12 protein-coding genes are annotated in these 14,847 nt (G+C 43.3%); 9 read left to right on the top strand and 3 right to left on the bottom strand.

Annotated elements, in window-relative coordinates; all coding sequences use genetic code 11:
• Positions 1-9: 9 nt before the first annotated feature.
• Positions 10-1,344, bottom strand: a complete 1,335-nt coding sequence (locus SRA_RS08910) for a replication-associated recombination protein A (protein WP_003090015.1) — start codon at positions 1,342-1,344, stop codon at positions 10-12.
• Between the two features lie 467 nt (positions 1,345-1,811).
• Between SRA_RS08910 and SRA_RS08915 the strand changes: the two genes are divergently transcribed.
• Genes SRA_RS08915 through SRA_RS08930 form a run of 4 tightly spaced genes read left to right on the top strand, consistent with a single transcriptional unit; the run spans position 1,812 to position 5,191 of the window.
• On the top strand, positions 1,812-2,963 hold the full coding sequence (locus SRA_RS08915) for a betaine/proline/choline family ABC transporter ATP-binding protein (RefSeq protein ID WP_003090017.1): 1,152 nt from the start codon (positions 1,812-1,814) through the stop codon (positions 2,961-2,963).
• Positions 2,960-3,592: an ABC transporter permease gene (locus SRA_RS08920; protein WP_003090019.1), complete on the top strand. Its 633-nt coding sequence runs from the start codon at positions 2,960-2,962 to the stop codon at positions 3,590-3,592. Before SRA_RS08915 ends, SRA_RS08920 begins: the two co-directional genes overlap by 4 nt.
• A gap of 1 nt (position 3,593) precedes the next feature.
• Positions 3,594-4,523: an osmoprotectant ABC transporter substrate-binding protein gene (locus tag SRA_RS08925; protein WP_003090020.1), complete on the top strand. Its 930-nt coding sequence runs from the start codon at positions 3,594-3,596 to the stop codon at positions 4,521-4,523.
• A 2-nt stretch (positions 4,524-4,525) separates the two neighbouring features.
• A complete protein-coding gene (locus SRA_RS08930; protein ID WP_003090023.1) occupies positions 4,526-5,191 on the top strand; it encodes an ABC transporter permease in 666 nt (221 codons plus the stop codon).
• Between the two features lie 141 nt (positions 5,192-5,332).
• Here the strand turns inward: SRA_RS08930 and SRA_RS08935 are convergent, their stop codons facing one another.
• Positions 5,333-5,911: a DNA-3-methyladenine glycosylase gene (locus tag SRA_RS08935; protein WP_037611274.1), complete on the bottom strand. Its 579-nt coding sequence runs from the start codon at positions 5,909-5,911 to the stop codon at positions 5,333-5,335.
• Positions 5,912-6,170: 259 nt separating this feature from the next.
• On the opposite strand from SRA_RS08935, the gene SRA_RS08940 reads away from it, so the two are divergent.
• The 3 genes from SRA_RS08940 (at position 6,171) to ilvD (ending at position 12,385) form a co-directional block, all read left to right on the top strand.
• On the top strand, positions 6,171-7,544 hold the full coding sequence (locus tag SRA_RS08940; RefSeq protein WP_003090027.1) for an NAD-dependent succinate-semialdehyde dehydrogenase: 1,374 nt from the start codon (positions 6,171-6,173) through the stop codon (positions 7,542-7,544).
• 195 nt (positions 7,545-7,739) lie between these two features.
• Entirely contained in the window at positions 7,740-10,520 is a 2,781-nt protein-coding gene (locus SRA_RS08945) for a cation-translocating P-type ATPase (RefSeq protein ID WP_050990615.1), read from the top strand.
• A gap of 149 nt (positions 10,521-10,669) precedes the next feature.
• Positions 10,670-12,385, top strand: a complete 1,716-nt coding sequence (gene ilvD, locus SRA_RS08950) for a dihydroxy-acid dehydratase (RefSeq protein ID WP_003090031.1) — start codon at positions 10,670-10,672, stop codon at positions 12,383-12,385.
• Between the two features lie 57 nt (positions 12,386-12,442).
• On the opposite strand, the gene SRA_RS08955 is transcribed toward ilvD, so the two are convergent.
• Complete coding sequence (locus SRA_RS08955; protein ID WP_003090033.1) at positions 12,443-12,784, bottom strand: metal-sulfur cluster assembly factor; 342 nt, start codon at positions 12,782-12,784, stop codon at positions 12,443-12,445.
• 164 nt (positions 12,785-12,948) lie between these two features.
• Here SRA_RS08955 and SRA_RS08960 point away from each other — a divergent pair, with 164 nt between their 5' ends.
• Positions 12,949-13,908 (top strand): TDT family transporter, encoded by a 960-nt coding sequence (locus SRA_RS08960; protein WP_003090034.1) that lies wholly within the window; start codon positions 12,949-12,951, stop codon positions 13,906-13,908.
• 160 nt (positions 13,909-14,068) lie between these two features.
• A complete protein-coding gene (locus tag SRA_RS08965; protein ID WP_003090038.1) occupies positions 14,069-14,845 on the top strand; it encodes a Cof-type HAD-IIB family hydrolase in 777 nt (258 codons plus the stop codon).
• Positions 14,846-14,847: the final 2 nt, after the last annotated feature.

Genomic DNA, 14,847 nt, shown 5'->3' on the forward strand with positions numbered 1-14,847 from the left:
AATGGCGTTTTAGTCTTTATCCATATGATGTTTTTCTTTCCACCCTTTAATATAATTGAGCCTTTGTTTTATTCTGGCTTCATTGCCTTCTTCGGTTGGTTTGTAGTAAGTATGATTGGCTACACTTTCAGGGCGTGTCGGCATTGCTGTCAGCTTATCTTTATAAAAATGCGCCAGCTGGTAGCCTTTGCCGTAGCCGACTTTTTTCATGAGTTTGGTAGTCGCATTGCGCAGGTGCAGAGGTACAGGTTCGTCAATGGTCTGCTTGATATCTTTTTGCACAGCCGTTCTTGCCTTATAAACAGCATTGGATTTGGGTGCTAAGGATAAATAAATCACACACTGGGTTAAATGCACATCACACTCGGGCAGACCGATATAGCGGCAAGCCTGAAAGACATTGACTGCCAGATTAAGAGCACTGTTGTCCGCTAGGCCGATATCTTCGCTGGCAAAACGAATCAAGCGCCTGGCAATATAAAGAGGATCTTCACCGCCGTCAATCATCCGTCCCAGCCAGTAAATGGCCGAGTCCACATCGCTGTTGCGCATAGACTTATGAAGGGCAGAGATAATATTATAATGCTCTTCGCCAGCCTTATCATAGTAAGCCGTTTTCTTATCCAGCAGCTCTTCTAAAAGATCGCCTGAAATAGTCACTTGTTTATCTTTTATATCGCTGTTAATCACCAGCATTTCCAGCGTATTGAGAGCCGTTCTTGCGTCCCCGTTAGAATAAATGGCAATTTGTTTCAGCAAATCATCGCTGACAGTAAGCTCTAAATCCGGAAAGGCCCGCGAGGATTTGAGAACACGTTTGAGCAAATCTGTAATATCACCTTCACTCAACTGTTTGAGGACAAAAACACGAGTGCGTGACAACAGGGCTGAATTAACCTCAAAAGAAGGGTTTTCAGTTGTCGCCCCAATCAGAATGATACTGCCCTTTTCGACATAAGGCAAAAAAGCATCCTGCTGAGCCTTGTTAAAACGATGAATTTCATCAATAAAAACAATGGTACGCTCCCCCAGCTGACGGTTTTCCTCCGCTTCGTTCATAATTTTACGGATTTCTTTGATCCCATTTAACACCGCGCTGAATGTAATAAACTTTGATTTGGTCTTTTTGGCAATAATTTCAGCAAGCGTCGTCTTTCCCACTCCGGGCGGTCCCCAAAAAATCATAGATGACACCTGATCCTTATCAATCATTTCCCGCAAAAACTTTCCTTCCCCCACCAAATGCTTTTGACCAACAAAATCATCCAGATTGGTCGGTCTCACACGGCTGGCTAGGGGGGCTGCCATATCCATATCTTGATCAAATAAAGATGTTTGCGGCACAGCTCTCCCTCCAATCTCAATACAATAACAAAATCTTAACTGACTGTTTTTATTTCAGCATCTGCTGTTTGACCTCCAGTTAACACTAAGGACTATCCCTATTATAACGCAAAAGAAAGCTATTGGGCAGGGCCGCAAATAAAAAACTTATGGCATAAGTTCAGTAGCCACTTGAAAACAGCCAAAAATTAAAGGAATAAATACTGGCAAGCCATCTGGAACTGGAATGCTTGATAAAAACAGCTGACCGACTGCTTCTGACTCATTTGTCCCTCACGAATTCCTGCCGGGCTGGCTCTTGATTTTTTTGGAAAAACCATTTAAATAAAATGAAAATATTTTCCGAAAATGATTTGATTTATAAGAATATTTCATTTTTTTACATAAATTTGATACACTACTAATAAATAGAATTTTTTCTCCGCCTATTACTAACTGATAATCGGAAAGAGCTAAAGGAGGCCAGTATGGTAAAAGAACCTGTTATTGAGTTTAAAGAGGTCAATAAAATTTATGGAGACAATGTTGCTGTTGAGCATATTAATCTAAAAATTATGCCTGGAGAATTTGTCTGCCTGATTGGTACCAGCGGTTCCGGAAAAACAACCATCTTACGTATGATTAACCGGATGTTAAAACCAAGCAGCGGTGAAATCTTGATTAAGGGTCAGAACATTTCACAGTTCAATCCTGTCCAGTTGAGACGCAAAATTGGCTATGTCATTCAAAATATCGGCCTCATGCCTCACATGACTATTTATGAAAATATTACTCTGGTTCCAAGGCTCTTGAAATGGCCGGAAGAAAAGAAAAGAGCTAAGGCTAAAGAACTGATAAATTTGGTTGAGCTGCCCGAAGATTTCTTAGATCGTTACCCTTATGAGCTATCTGGCGGCCAGCAGCAGCGGATTGGTGTTATCAGAGCACTGGCTGCTGATCAGGAGATTATCTTAATGGATGAGCCCTTCGGAGCCTTGGACCCCATAACCAGAGAAGGGCTTCAGGATCTTGTCAAATCGCTGCAGGAAAAGACCGGAAAAACTATTGTTTTAGTTACCCATGATATTGATGAAGCCTTAAAGCTTGCAACCAAGATTGTTGTCATGGACGATGGTCATACTGTTCAGCAGGACAGCCCTACTGACTTGCTGCGCCATCCGGCAACGCCTTTTGTCCAAAAGATGATTGGGGAAGACCGCCTGATTCAGGCACGCGCTGATGTAACACCTGTCAAGACAATCATGCTGAAAGATCCGGTTTCTATTATGCCGGAACAGTCTCTGCATGAAGCCATTTCTTTAATGAGACAAAGACGCGTTGACTCGCTTTTAGTTACAGATAAAGACAATAAACTGCTTGGCCTTGTTGATATTGAAACCCTCAACAATAACTACAAGAAAGATCTTTCTGTCGGCGATATCCTAAACAAGGTTAATTTCTACTTGGAAGAAGACCAGCTCCTGCGTGACACCGCCCACCGTATTTTGAAGCGCGGCTTGAAATATGTTCCGGTGGTTGACAAAGAGCATCACCTCAAGGGAATTGTAACACGGGCATCATTGGTGGATATGCTCTATGATATTATCTGGGGCAGCCAAGATACGGAGGACACGCTATGAGTGATTTTTTAGCACAGTACGGCAGTGAATTAATCGTTAAGACCTGGGAGCAGATTTATATTTCAGCAATGGCTCTTCTGATGGGAATTATTGTAGCTGTTCCTATCGGAGTTGTGCTGACGCGCTTTCCTAAACTAGCTAAACTTTTCATTGGTCTGGCCAGTATCCTGCAAACCATCCCCAGTCTAGCTCTTTTAGCAATGATGATTCCTTTGTTTGGTGTCGGAAGGACGCCGGCAATCATTGCGCTTTTCATTTATTCTTTGCTGCCGATCATGAGAAACACCTATATCGGAATGAATAATGTTGACCCTATTTTAAAGGACAGTGCGAAGGGTATGGGAATGACCCCTACTCAATCCATTTTTCAAGTTGAGCTGCCCTTGGCCGTCCCTGTTATCATGACGGGAATCAGGCTGTCTGCTATTTATGTCATTGCCTGGGCTACCTTGGCATCTTATATCGGTGCAGGAGGCCTTGGAGACCTTATTTTCAGCGGTTTAAGCCTCTTTCAGCCTTCTTTAATCATTGGGGGAACCATTCCTGTTATTCTCCTTTCTTTAATTGTTGATTATCTGCTGGAACGCCTTGAAAGTTATTTGACACCGCGACAAAAGAGGAATGTATGACATGAAAAAATTAAACTATTTTTTAGCCATCCTTACAATAATTCCAATAATCGTCTTAACCGGCTGCAGCAAAGACAATAGTTCGAAAAATAAGAATGATGCTAATATAAAAATTGCCGCACAGAGTACGACAGAATCCAGTATTATGGCCAATATGATCAGCGAATTGATCAATCATGAGCTGGGCTATAAAACAACCTTGATTTCCAACCTCGGTTCTACCAATGTGGTTCATCAGGCTCTGATGCGAAAAGATGCGGATATTGCAGCAACCCGCTATACGGGAACAGACCTGACAGGAACACTGAACCTGCCGGCTGAAAAGGATAATGTTAAGGCCAGTAAAATTATCAAAAAAGAATTCACCAAGCGCTTTGATCAGACATGGTTTCCAAGCTATGGTTTTGCTGATACCTACGCCTTTATGGTGACTAGCAAATTTGCCAAGGCCAACAACCTTACAACTGTGTCGGATTTAAAGAAGATAGCAACAACGGCCAAGGCAGGTGTTGACAGCACCTGGATGAAGCGCGAAGGCGATGGCTATAAGGAATTCAGCCGCACCTACGGTTTTTCCTTTAAGAATATTTACCCTATGCAGATAGGCCTCGTCTATGACGCTGTTGAGAACGATAAGATGCAGGTGGTTCTGGGATATTCCACAGACGGCCGCATTCAAAGTTATGACCTTACGATTCTTAAAGACAATAAGCACTTCTTCCCGCCTTATGATGCGTCCATGGTTGCCAACAATCGTATCTTAAGGCAGTATCCTGAGTTAAAGCCGCTGCTGCACCGCTTAGACGGCAAGATTGACCTTGAGACAATGCAAGAACTCAACTATCAGGTAGATGACCAATTACTGGAGCCGTCTGTAGTCGCCCATAAATTTTTGAAAAAACATCATTACTTCCGCGAAGGAGGGGATTAATCATGAGTCATATGAGTATCACAGAGCAGCTGATTTATTATTTTCAGCACAACAGCAGCTATATTCTGACACAATTTCTGCGGCACTTCCTTATTTCCATATACGGTGTGCTGCTTGCCGCCCTTATAGGAATTCCAGTAGGCATACTAATTGCTAAGAAGGGACATCTAAAAGGATTTATCATGGGGATCGCCAATGTTATACAAACCATTCCTTCTTTAGCCATGATTTCCATTATCATGCTGGCTTTGGGGCTGGGCACAAAAACTGTTATCGCTACCGTCTTCTTATACTCCTTGCTGCCTATTATCGGCAATACTTATGCCGGCATCCGAAATGTGAATGCTGACTTAGTTGACGCTGCTAAGGGCATGGGGATGACCGGCAAACAGCAATTGCTGATGGTCGAGCTGCCCTTGTCTTTAGCCGTCATTATGGCCGGTATTCGCAATGCCTTAGTACTGGCAATTGGGATTACGGCTATCGGTGCCTTTGTCGGCGGCAGCGGTCTGGGAGATATTATCATTCGCGGTACCAATGCCACCAACGGGGGCGCTATCATTCTTGCAGGTTCCTTGCCAACCGCCTTTATGGCAGTTGTTTCCGATTTAATCCTCGGAGCTATCCAGCGCTACTTGGAACCCAAAGGCATGTCAACCAACCGTTAAAACCACAAGCGCCTGTCTGATGGATGGTCTATTTGCTTCGCGGCTAGGACTGTGGAGTAAATTAAAACCATATAGCCAAAAAAGGGGAGTTAGACAGCCACACATAACTGTATCGCAATCATGGCTGTCTGTCTAACTCCTTTAACTTAACCAAGTCTCTTCATCTGGTAAGAGGCTTTTTTTAGAAATCTTGGAAACATGACGATTTCCTACGACATAAAAACAAAGCGGCTCTTTGCGCCAGCGGTCCTTGCAGGTCAGGCCGATGCGGGGTCTGGAGGCGATGACGCGAGGCACCCGGTCCTTTAGCAGCTGCAGTTTAGAATCTGGTAAAAAATCTCCGTTGAATCTCTTATCAATCCCTGCAAATTTTGTTAATTTTCCAGGTCCGTTGGCCATAATTTCACCATTTGGCAGCTCAAGAGCCCGGATAAGAACGGCTTCTGCAACATCGCGCCTTTTAGTCACCAAGTTAAGCATCTGATGCCCGTAAATCTGATAAACGTACCAGTGACCTGCTGACAGATACATGGCTTCATTTTTAGGCGTTCGCCGGCCGTTAGCACTGTGGCAGGCACTATCTTTGCTGCCCAAGTAGGCTTCTGTTTCCACAATTCTGCCCAAGGGCCGGCCGGCCAAACACAGCTTCATTCCTAGCAAAGCCTTGGCCGTTCCAATGGTATCTGTTTTCATTAACTGCTTAAATTCATTTGATAACATAAGATTATTATAACATTTTACAGCTTCAGCAAAATATTACCATCTAAGATTTTTGAACAGCAAATCACTGGACAGCGATATTTTAATCAGCTTGCAAAAAAGCTCTTAAGGCCTAAAAATAATAACAAGGACATAGTAGTTTCATTAGCTTAAATTGACTTTGTTTTGTGAGGTGCAGCAAAAAAACATACACAATTCTTGAAATCGGTTTCAAAAGTGCTATAATGAACTTAATGAAATAAAAATTGGAGGAAAAACTATGGCCTATAAGACGACCTACCCTTATACGAACGAAGTTTTACAAGAATTTGCAAACAACAGTGATGCAGATTTGGAAAAGGCACTAGCAACAGCACATGCCCTTTATAAGAAATGGCGTGCTGAAGGCGGCTTGGAAGAACGTAAAGCTCAATTACATAAAGTAGCTGACCTTCTTCGCCGGGATCGTGACAAATACGCTGAAGTGATGACAAAGGATATGGGTAAACTCTTTGTCGAAGCTCAAGGGGAAGTTGAGTTATGTGCAGAAATTGCAGACTACTTTGCTGATAAAGCTGAAGAATTCCTGCAGCCTAAATCATTTGAGCCCATCCATGGAGAAGCTTACTATATCAAGCAGGCTATCGGCGTACTCTTTATGGTAGAGCCATGGAATTTCCCATTCTATCAAATCATGCGCGTGTTTGCTCCTAACTTTATGATTGGCAACCCAACTGTTTTAAAACATGCTTCGATCTGCCCGGGCTCTGCTCAAGCTTTTGAAAACCTGGTTAATGAAGCAGGTGCCCCAGAAGGATCCTTCAAGAATCTCTTCATCAGCTATGACCAAGTCAATAATGCTATTGCTGATCCTCGTGTTCAAGGGGTTGCACTAACCGGTTCTGAACGCGGCGGTGCATCCATCGCTGCTGAAGCAGGTGCAAACCTTAAAAAATCTGCTCTGGAACTCGGCGGCAATGATGCCTTCCTGATTTTAGAAGATGCTGATTTTGATCTCTTAAAAGATACTATTTTCTTTGCTCGCCTTTACAATGCAGGTCAAGTATGTACATCATCTAAACGTTTCATCGTTGTTGGCGAAGAAAACTACAAGAAATTCACAGACATGGTTGTCGAAACCTTTAAGACAGCTAAGTGGGGCGATCCAATGGATCCTGAAACAACACTTGCACCCTTGTCATCAGCTGAAGCCAAAGAAGAAGTTCTGGGACAAATCAAATTGGCTGTGGACAGCGGAGCACATGCGGTTTACGGTAATGAACCGATTGACCATCCAGGCAATTTCGTTATGCCTACTGTACTGACAGATATCACTAAAGACAATCCAATTTACAATCAAGAAATCTTTGGCCCTGTTGCTTCCATTTACAAAGTTGACACCGAAGAAGAAGCTATTGAACTGGCCAACGATTCCAGCTATGGACTGGGCGGCACCGTCTTCTCTAAAGACCTTGACCATGCTAAGGAAGTTGCTGCTAAAATTGAAACGGGTATGTCCTTCATCAATTCTGGCTGGACATCACATCCGGAAGTTCCATTCGGCGGTATCAAAAACTCTGGTTACGGCCGTGAGCTTAGCAATCTCGGCTTTGACGCCTTTGTCAACGAACACCTTGTGTTCACGCCTCATTAATAAATTCTGCCAACCATTTCCTATCTCCTAGATGCAGCAGCATCTAGGAGATTTTTGATTTGATCCTATTTTCCAGAAAAATTGAACTTTTTTTGTGCCACCTTCAGAAAATAGGCGTATAATCATCTTATAAAGTAAAAGGCCTACATTAGATGGGAAGTGTTTTTCGTGATTAGAAAACGTATTCAGCAAAACATTAACAGACAGCCTAACTTATACCAATGCGATGTAAAGACTGTCTTTGAGCAGGCAAAGAGCAGTCCCCAAGGGCTCTCTTTTGATGAAGTTACCAAAAGACAGGCAGAGTACGGCTCTAACCAGCTGGAAAAAATTAAGGGAGAGCCCTTAATTGTCAAATTGGCTAAGAACTTTTTGTCCTTGATGGCAATTCTGCTCTGGATTGGCGGAGCAGTTGCCTTCTTCTTTGCAGGAACACCTGAGCTTGGAATCGCTATCTGGCTGGTCAATGTGATTAATGGCTGTTTTTCTTTTTTCCAAGAATATAAGGCCGGCAAGGCAACAGAAGCACTCGAACATATGCTGCCTTCTTATGCCCGTGTTACTCGGCAAAATCAAGAAGAAAAAATTCTTGCTCAAGAGCTGGTGCCGGGCGATCTGATGATGATTGAAGAAGGTGACAGTATTTCTGCTGATGCTCGTATTATTTCTGCGACAGATGATTTTCAGGTCAATCAATCGGCCCTTACCGGCGAATCTAACCCTGTCACCAAAAACAATCGGCCTATTTTTGAGAACAATCCCGACCTTCTCAGTCTGGATAATCTCGTTTTTGCCGGTACGTCCGTCAGTAAGGGAAATGCTAAAGTTCTGGTCACCAATATCGGTATGGCAACAGAATTCGGACAGATTGCCCATCTAACACAAGGGGTCACAAATGTTACCAGTCCCCTGCAAAAGGAACTCAACCACCTGACCAAGCAGATTTCTCTCATTGCTATATCGGTAGGTATCTTCTTTTTACTCACTTCTGTTTTAATAATTAAAGAGCCCTTAGCTCAGGCTTTCGTTTTCGCACTGGGAATGATTGTCGCCTTTATCCCTGAGGGGCTTCTGCCAACAGTGACCCTATCGCTTGCTATGGCCGTTCAAAAAATGGCTAAGAAAAATGCGCTGGTTAAAAGCTTGGCTTCTGTAGAAACCTTGGGAGAAACATCCGTTATCTGTTCTGATAAAACCGGAACCCTGACACAAAATGAAATGACGGTCAATCATATTTGGACGCTACAGCAAGAATACGACGTAACGGGGCTGGGCTACGCTCCCCAAGGAACTATTCAGGCAAACCAACAGCCTATTCAAGTCAGTGATATTCCCAGCTTAAACTGGCTCATTAGAGGAGCTGCCCTTTGCGGCAATGCTTCAATTGAGCCGCCCCACGGAGATCAGACTCGCTACACGGTCTTAGGCGACCCAACCGAGGCCTGCCTAAGCGTCCTTGCTCAAAAGGCTGGAATTGATCTAACAGACAATGAAAAGACGGCTCCCAGACTTCATGAACTGTCCTTTGACTCTGAACGCAAACGAATGACAACCATTCACCAGCTTGAAACAGAGCTTTCGGGAAGCCGCCTAATCAGTTTTACCAAAGGAGCACCTAAAGAAATCACAGAGCTGTCCAGCAGAATTTATGACCAGAACCAGATCAGACCTCTGACAGATAAAGAAAAAGCTGCCATTCTCAAAGCGAATGACCAATATGCCAAAGACGGCCTGCGCGTATTGGCTTTAGCCTGCCGTCAGCTTGATAAGACAGCTGATCTGCCGCAGGATTTTACCGATTATAGCCCTGAGATGATTGAACAGGATCTCATTTTCATGGGACTCCTTGTCATGCAGGATCCTGCGCGTATGGAGGTTGCTAAAGCTGTTGAAAAATGCCATAAAGCAAACATCAGAATTATCATGATCACCGGCGATTATGGCCTGACTGCTCTTAGTATTGCTAGAAAAATTGGTATTGTCCAAGGAAAGAATCCCCGTTTGATTACAGGTCAGGAATTAGGAGACTTATCCGATTCTGAGCTTCAGGCAATTTTAAAAGATGAGGTGGTCTTTGCCCGCATTGCTCCCGAACAAAAATACCGCATCGTTACCAATTTGCAGGAACTGGGCCATGTTGTTGCCGTAACCGGTGACGGTGTCAATGATGCCCCTGCACTGAAAAAAGCTGATATTGGTGTTGCGATGGGAATTACCGGAACTGATGTTGCTAAATCATCGGCTGACATGATTTTAACTGATGATAACTTTGCTTCCATCGTTAATGCTATTGAGGAGGGACGAACCGTTTATCAAAATATTAAGAAGTTTTTAACCTATATTTTTAATTCCAATACTTCTGAGGCAATTCCCTCAGCCAGCTTTCTTTTCTCCCGCGGCTTTATCCCTTTGCCTTTGACCGTCATGCAAATTCTTGCTATTGACCTTGGCAGTGACATGCTGCCGGCTTTGGGCTTAGGTATTGAAAGCGCTGAAAAGGATATTATGGAAAGACCCCCTCGGCGCAAATCTGACGCGCTGCTTACCAAAAATCTGCTGATTAAAGCCTTTATCTGGTATGGCCTCTTAGAAGCCTGTTTGGCCATGGGAGCTTTCTTCTTTACCTATTTGATTCACGGTCAAGGCTTTGCTTTTAACAGTAGCTATTATGCAGAAGCCACGACCATGACCTTGGGAGCCATCATTTTCTGCCAAATCGGCATGGTGCAAAACTGCCGGACAACGAAACAGTCTGTCTTTGATCTCAAGCTCTTTTCTAATTCTTATATCAATCTGGGAATGCTAGCTGAAATCCTGCTCTTTATCCTTTTGAGCTACCTTCCTCTTTTCAACCGTATTTTTAACACGGCACCCTTAGAAGCAGTAAACTGGCTCTATCTGATTCTCTGTCCGCTTCCTATTCTTGCTTTGGAGGAAATCCGCAAGGCCTGGCTTAGGAAACACTCTCGCAAATGAGATGAAGAGAGAATAGAATTTTTCAGAAAATAATAGAATTTTGCAACAATTATAATGATGACAGGCATGATTTGTGTTATAATGTTTTATAAAGTTATAGTATTCTGCTTCAGATACCTATATACGATGAGATGAAAGGAAGCGGTCAAATGACTGACAAAGAAACTCTTAAAAATTTAAGAAATCGCAGTTCTGTCTACGATTCAATGGTTAAATCACCCAACCGTGCTATGCTGCGGGCAACTGGCATGCAGGACGAAGATTTTGAAAAACCTATCGTTGGCGTTATTTCCACTTGGGCTGAAAACACACCATGCAATATCCACCTGCATGACTTTGGCAAACTGGCAAAAGTCGGAGTTAAGGACGCCGGAGCATGGCCTGTTCAATTCGGAACAATTACGGTTTCGGACGGTATTGCCATGGGAACCCAAGGAATGCGTTTCTCACTGACTTCACGTGATATCATCGCTGATTCTATCGAAGCTGCTATGGGAGGGCATAATGTTGATGCCTTTGTAGCTATCGGCGGCTGTGATAAAAACATGCCAGGTTCGATGATTGCCATTGCCAACATGGATATCCCAGCAATCTTTGCCTACGGCGGTACTATTGCTCCCGGTAATTTAGACGGCAAAGATATTGATCTCGTCTCTGTCTTTGAAGGTGTCGGCCACTGGAACCACGGTGATATGACCGAAGAAGAAGTTAAGGCTCTTGAATGCAACGCCTGTCCTGGTCCTGGCGGCTGTGGCGGTATGTACACAGCCAACACCATGGCAACAGCTATTGAAGTTTTGGGAATGAGCCTTCCTGGTTCTGCTTCACATCCTGCCGAATCTTCTGAGAAAAAAGCTGATATTGAAGAAGCCGGCCGCGCTGTAGTGAAGATGCTGGAGATGGGAATTAAGCCATCAGATATCTTAACACGCGAAGCCTTTGAAGATGCCATTACAGTAACTATGGCCTTGGGCGGATCGACTAACTCAACTCTCCACTTGTTGGCTATTGCCCATGCGGCCAATGTTGAGCTGACACTCGATGATTTCAACACTATTCAAGAAAAAGTTCCTCATTTGGCTGACTTGAAACCTTCTGGTCAGTATGTCTTCCAAGACCTTTATAATGTCGGCGGAGTACCGGCTGTAATGAAATATCTCTTGGCAAACGGCTTCCTTCATGGGGATCGCCTCACTTGTACCGGTAAGACCGTCGCTGAGAACTTAGCCGAGTTTGAAGATCTGACCCCAGGGCAAAAAGTCATTATGCCGCTGGACAATCCAAAACGCGCTGATGGCCCGCTGATTATCCTTCACGGTAATCTTGCTCCGGAAGGTGCGGTTGCTAAGGTCTCGGGTGTTAAAGTGCGCCGCCATGTCGGCCCTGCTAAGGTCTTTGATTCAGAAGAAGCTGCTATTGAAGCCGTGCTGACAGATGAAATTGTTGATGGCGATGTCGTTGTCGTGCGTTATGTCGGACCAAAAGGCGGACCAGGTATGCCGGAAATGCTTTCTCTCTCGTCAATGATTGTTGGTAAAGGACAAGGAGATAAGGTTGCCTTGCTCACTGACGGACGCTTCTCAGGCGGCACTTACGGCCTTGTTGTCGGTCATATCGCTCCCGAAGCTCAAGCCGGCGGACCGATTGCCTATCTCCGTACTGGTGATACGGTTATTGTGGATCAAGATACCAAAGAAATCACTATGGATGTCTCAGAGGAAGAACTTGAGCGCCGTAAGGCTGAGACTGAGATCCCGCCGCTTTATTCCCGCGGAGTTCTGGGCAAATACGCTCATATCGTGTCATCCGCTTCTAAAGGAGCTGTGACAGACTTTTGGAAACCGGAAGAAACTGGTAAAAAATAAATTAATACCGTTATTAAAACACTAAAAATCACCGTTTAATTGAAACGGTGATTTTTCCTATTTAGGGCTGATTCCCAGGGCTATTCTGCCAAAACGGCTGATCCGCGTAACCTTCCAAGCCGGAGACCAGACGACTTCTACTCCAACTTTATTAATACCTTCAATTTCAGACAAAGAATCAATGATTTCTGCCGGCAGCGTGTCTATACAGCCGCAGTTAACCTCAGTAAAGGTAATAACCAATTGACAAAAACCCTCTTCATCAAGATTAATTTCATAAATTAAACCGAGGTTATAAATATCCAGTTCAATCTCTGGGTCATATATTTTTTCAAGTTTTTCAATCAGCTGATCGCTGATGGCTGCAGCGCGCTCATTGATTTTGATATCATCTCGCATTTATGTTCTCCTTCGCAAAGTGATTTGGCTATATTTTCCCATAAATAATCCCTTTTTTCAATGTTTAATAAACGATTTTTTTGATTTAAGATAACTTTCTCTCTAAAAGTATTTTTTTATGTTACAATAAGGAAAATTATAAAAGAAATGGAAGTTTAGAGGAGATGAAAGCTGTAAAAAATCCACCCCTTGTGATGTCAGGTCTAAGTCTGGGCTTGTTTGCTCTTGGAAATCTGCTGGAGCTCTACCATCCGGCCTTGCGCTACTTATTGGGAATAGCTGCCATCTTTATCTATCTGCTTTTAATCATTGGGATTTTGAGAAATCTTCCTCAGGCCAAAGAGCAGCTGCAGCAGCCCTTAGTTGCTTCGGTCTTTCCAACCTTTTTTATGTCTGGTATGCTGCTTGCAGGCTACATTCAAATTTTTTCAGGATTAGGAGCTTGGGTTAGCGCTGTTAGCATCCTTGTCTGGTGGCTGGCTTTCTTGGGAAATGCCTGGTTAATCCTTTATTTTACAATTACATTTGTCCTGCATTTCAGCTGGGATTATGTCTTTCCCTCATGGTCTGTTCTCTATGTTGGTATTGCGGTAGCCACTCTGACAGCTCCTATCAGCGGCCAGTATTTTCTGGGACAAATAATCTTTTGGATCTGCTTAATTCTGACTCTGCTGGTTTTACCTTTTATGACCATCAAATCCTACCGCATTGGTCTGCCTGAAAGTGCCAAGCCTAATATTTCTACGTTTTGCGCTCCCTTATCACTCCTACTTGCAGGCTATTTAAAAACTTTTCCAGACGGACAAAGTCCAAACACCAGTATCGTCTGGCTATTGCTTTTTGCTTCGCAGCTCCTCTATATCTTTGTTGTTATTCAATTGCCCGTTCTTTTAAAACGAGACTTTAATCCAGGATTTTCCGCCTTTACCTTTCCTTTTGTCATATCAATCACCTCACTGCGCTCGGCCGGTCTTTACCTAAATATCCAGCATCCCTTATTTCATGTCTTGGTTAAACTAGAAGAGGTACTGGCTATTGTGCTGGTTTTCTTCGTCCTTATTCATTACCTGAGCTTCCTATTTCAAAATAAAGCACCTAAACCTAAAGCTAAGCAGCAGAGATGAGGTCTCAGCACAGCTTTTTATGAGATACCAACGTCAAACGACCACTTCCAATCTGTCTTTACAGCTCCTCCTTATTGTCCTTATTCTCCTTTACAGACTTGTCAACCTGTAAACGGACATCCGACTTTTATCTGTGCAGGCTTTATGTTACACTATTAACATGAATTATAAAGGCTTAGTATTTTTTGATCTTGACGGAACGCTTTTAAACAAGCAGTCACAAATTTCACCCGATAATAAATTAGCTCTTCAAGAGCTGACAGCAAATAGCTATCTTCCCATCATTGCTACCGGACGTTCAATAAAAGAGCTTAAAGGAGTTCTCAAACAATCAGGAATAACCTCTGTCATTATGATGAATGGCATGTCTATCTATATTGAAGGCAAGGAAGTCTTTGCTCAAACTATCGACAGCGACATTACCGACAAATTGCTTGGCTTAGCCCGCAGTCTTGGAGAAGAGATTGCCTACTATACTCCTTTTGACATTTACTTATCAGGAGACTGTCAAGGTCTGCAGGAACATTTTACTTATTTTAATGAGGAACTTCCGCCAGTTGATGAAAATTTCTATCTTGACAATCCTGTCAACATGCTGCTTGTCGGCAGTTCTGATAACAGTCATGATGCCATTTATCAAGAAACGATTCCTCAGCTTCATTTTTTCAGAAACAGTCCCTATTCTATTGATGTCACAAAGGCAGGGTTTAATAAGGGAACAGGTGTCAATATCATCAAAGATATCCTTAATCTGCAGCACATTCCAACTTACGCCTTTGGAGACGGTAAAAATGATATCCCCTTGCTTTTAGCCGTTGATTATGCTATTGCCATGGAAAATGCCGTTGAAGATGTTCTGGAAGTAGCAGATTTCATAACTCACCATCATGATCAAGATGGTATCAGACATGCTCTGCAGCATTATCATTTAATTTAAAT

Source organism: Streptococcus ratti FA-1 = DSM 20564, assembly GCF_000286075.1.
GTDB classification, from domain to species: Bacteria; Bacillota; Bacilli; order Lactobacillales; family Streptococcaceae; genus Streptococcus; species Streptococcus ratti.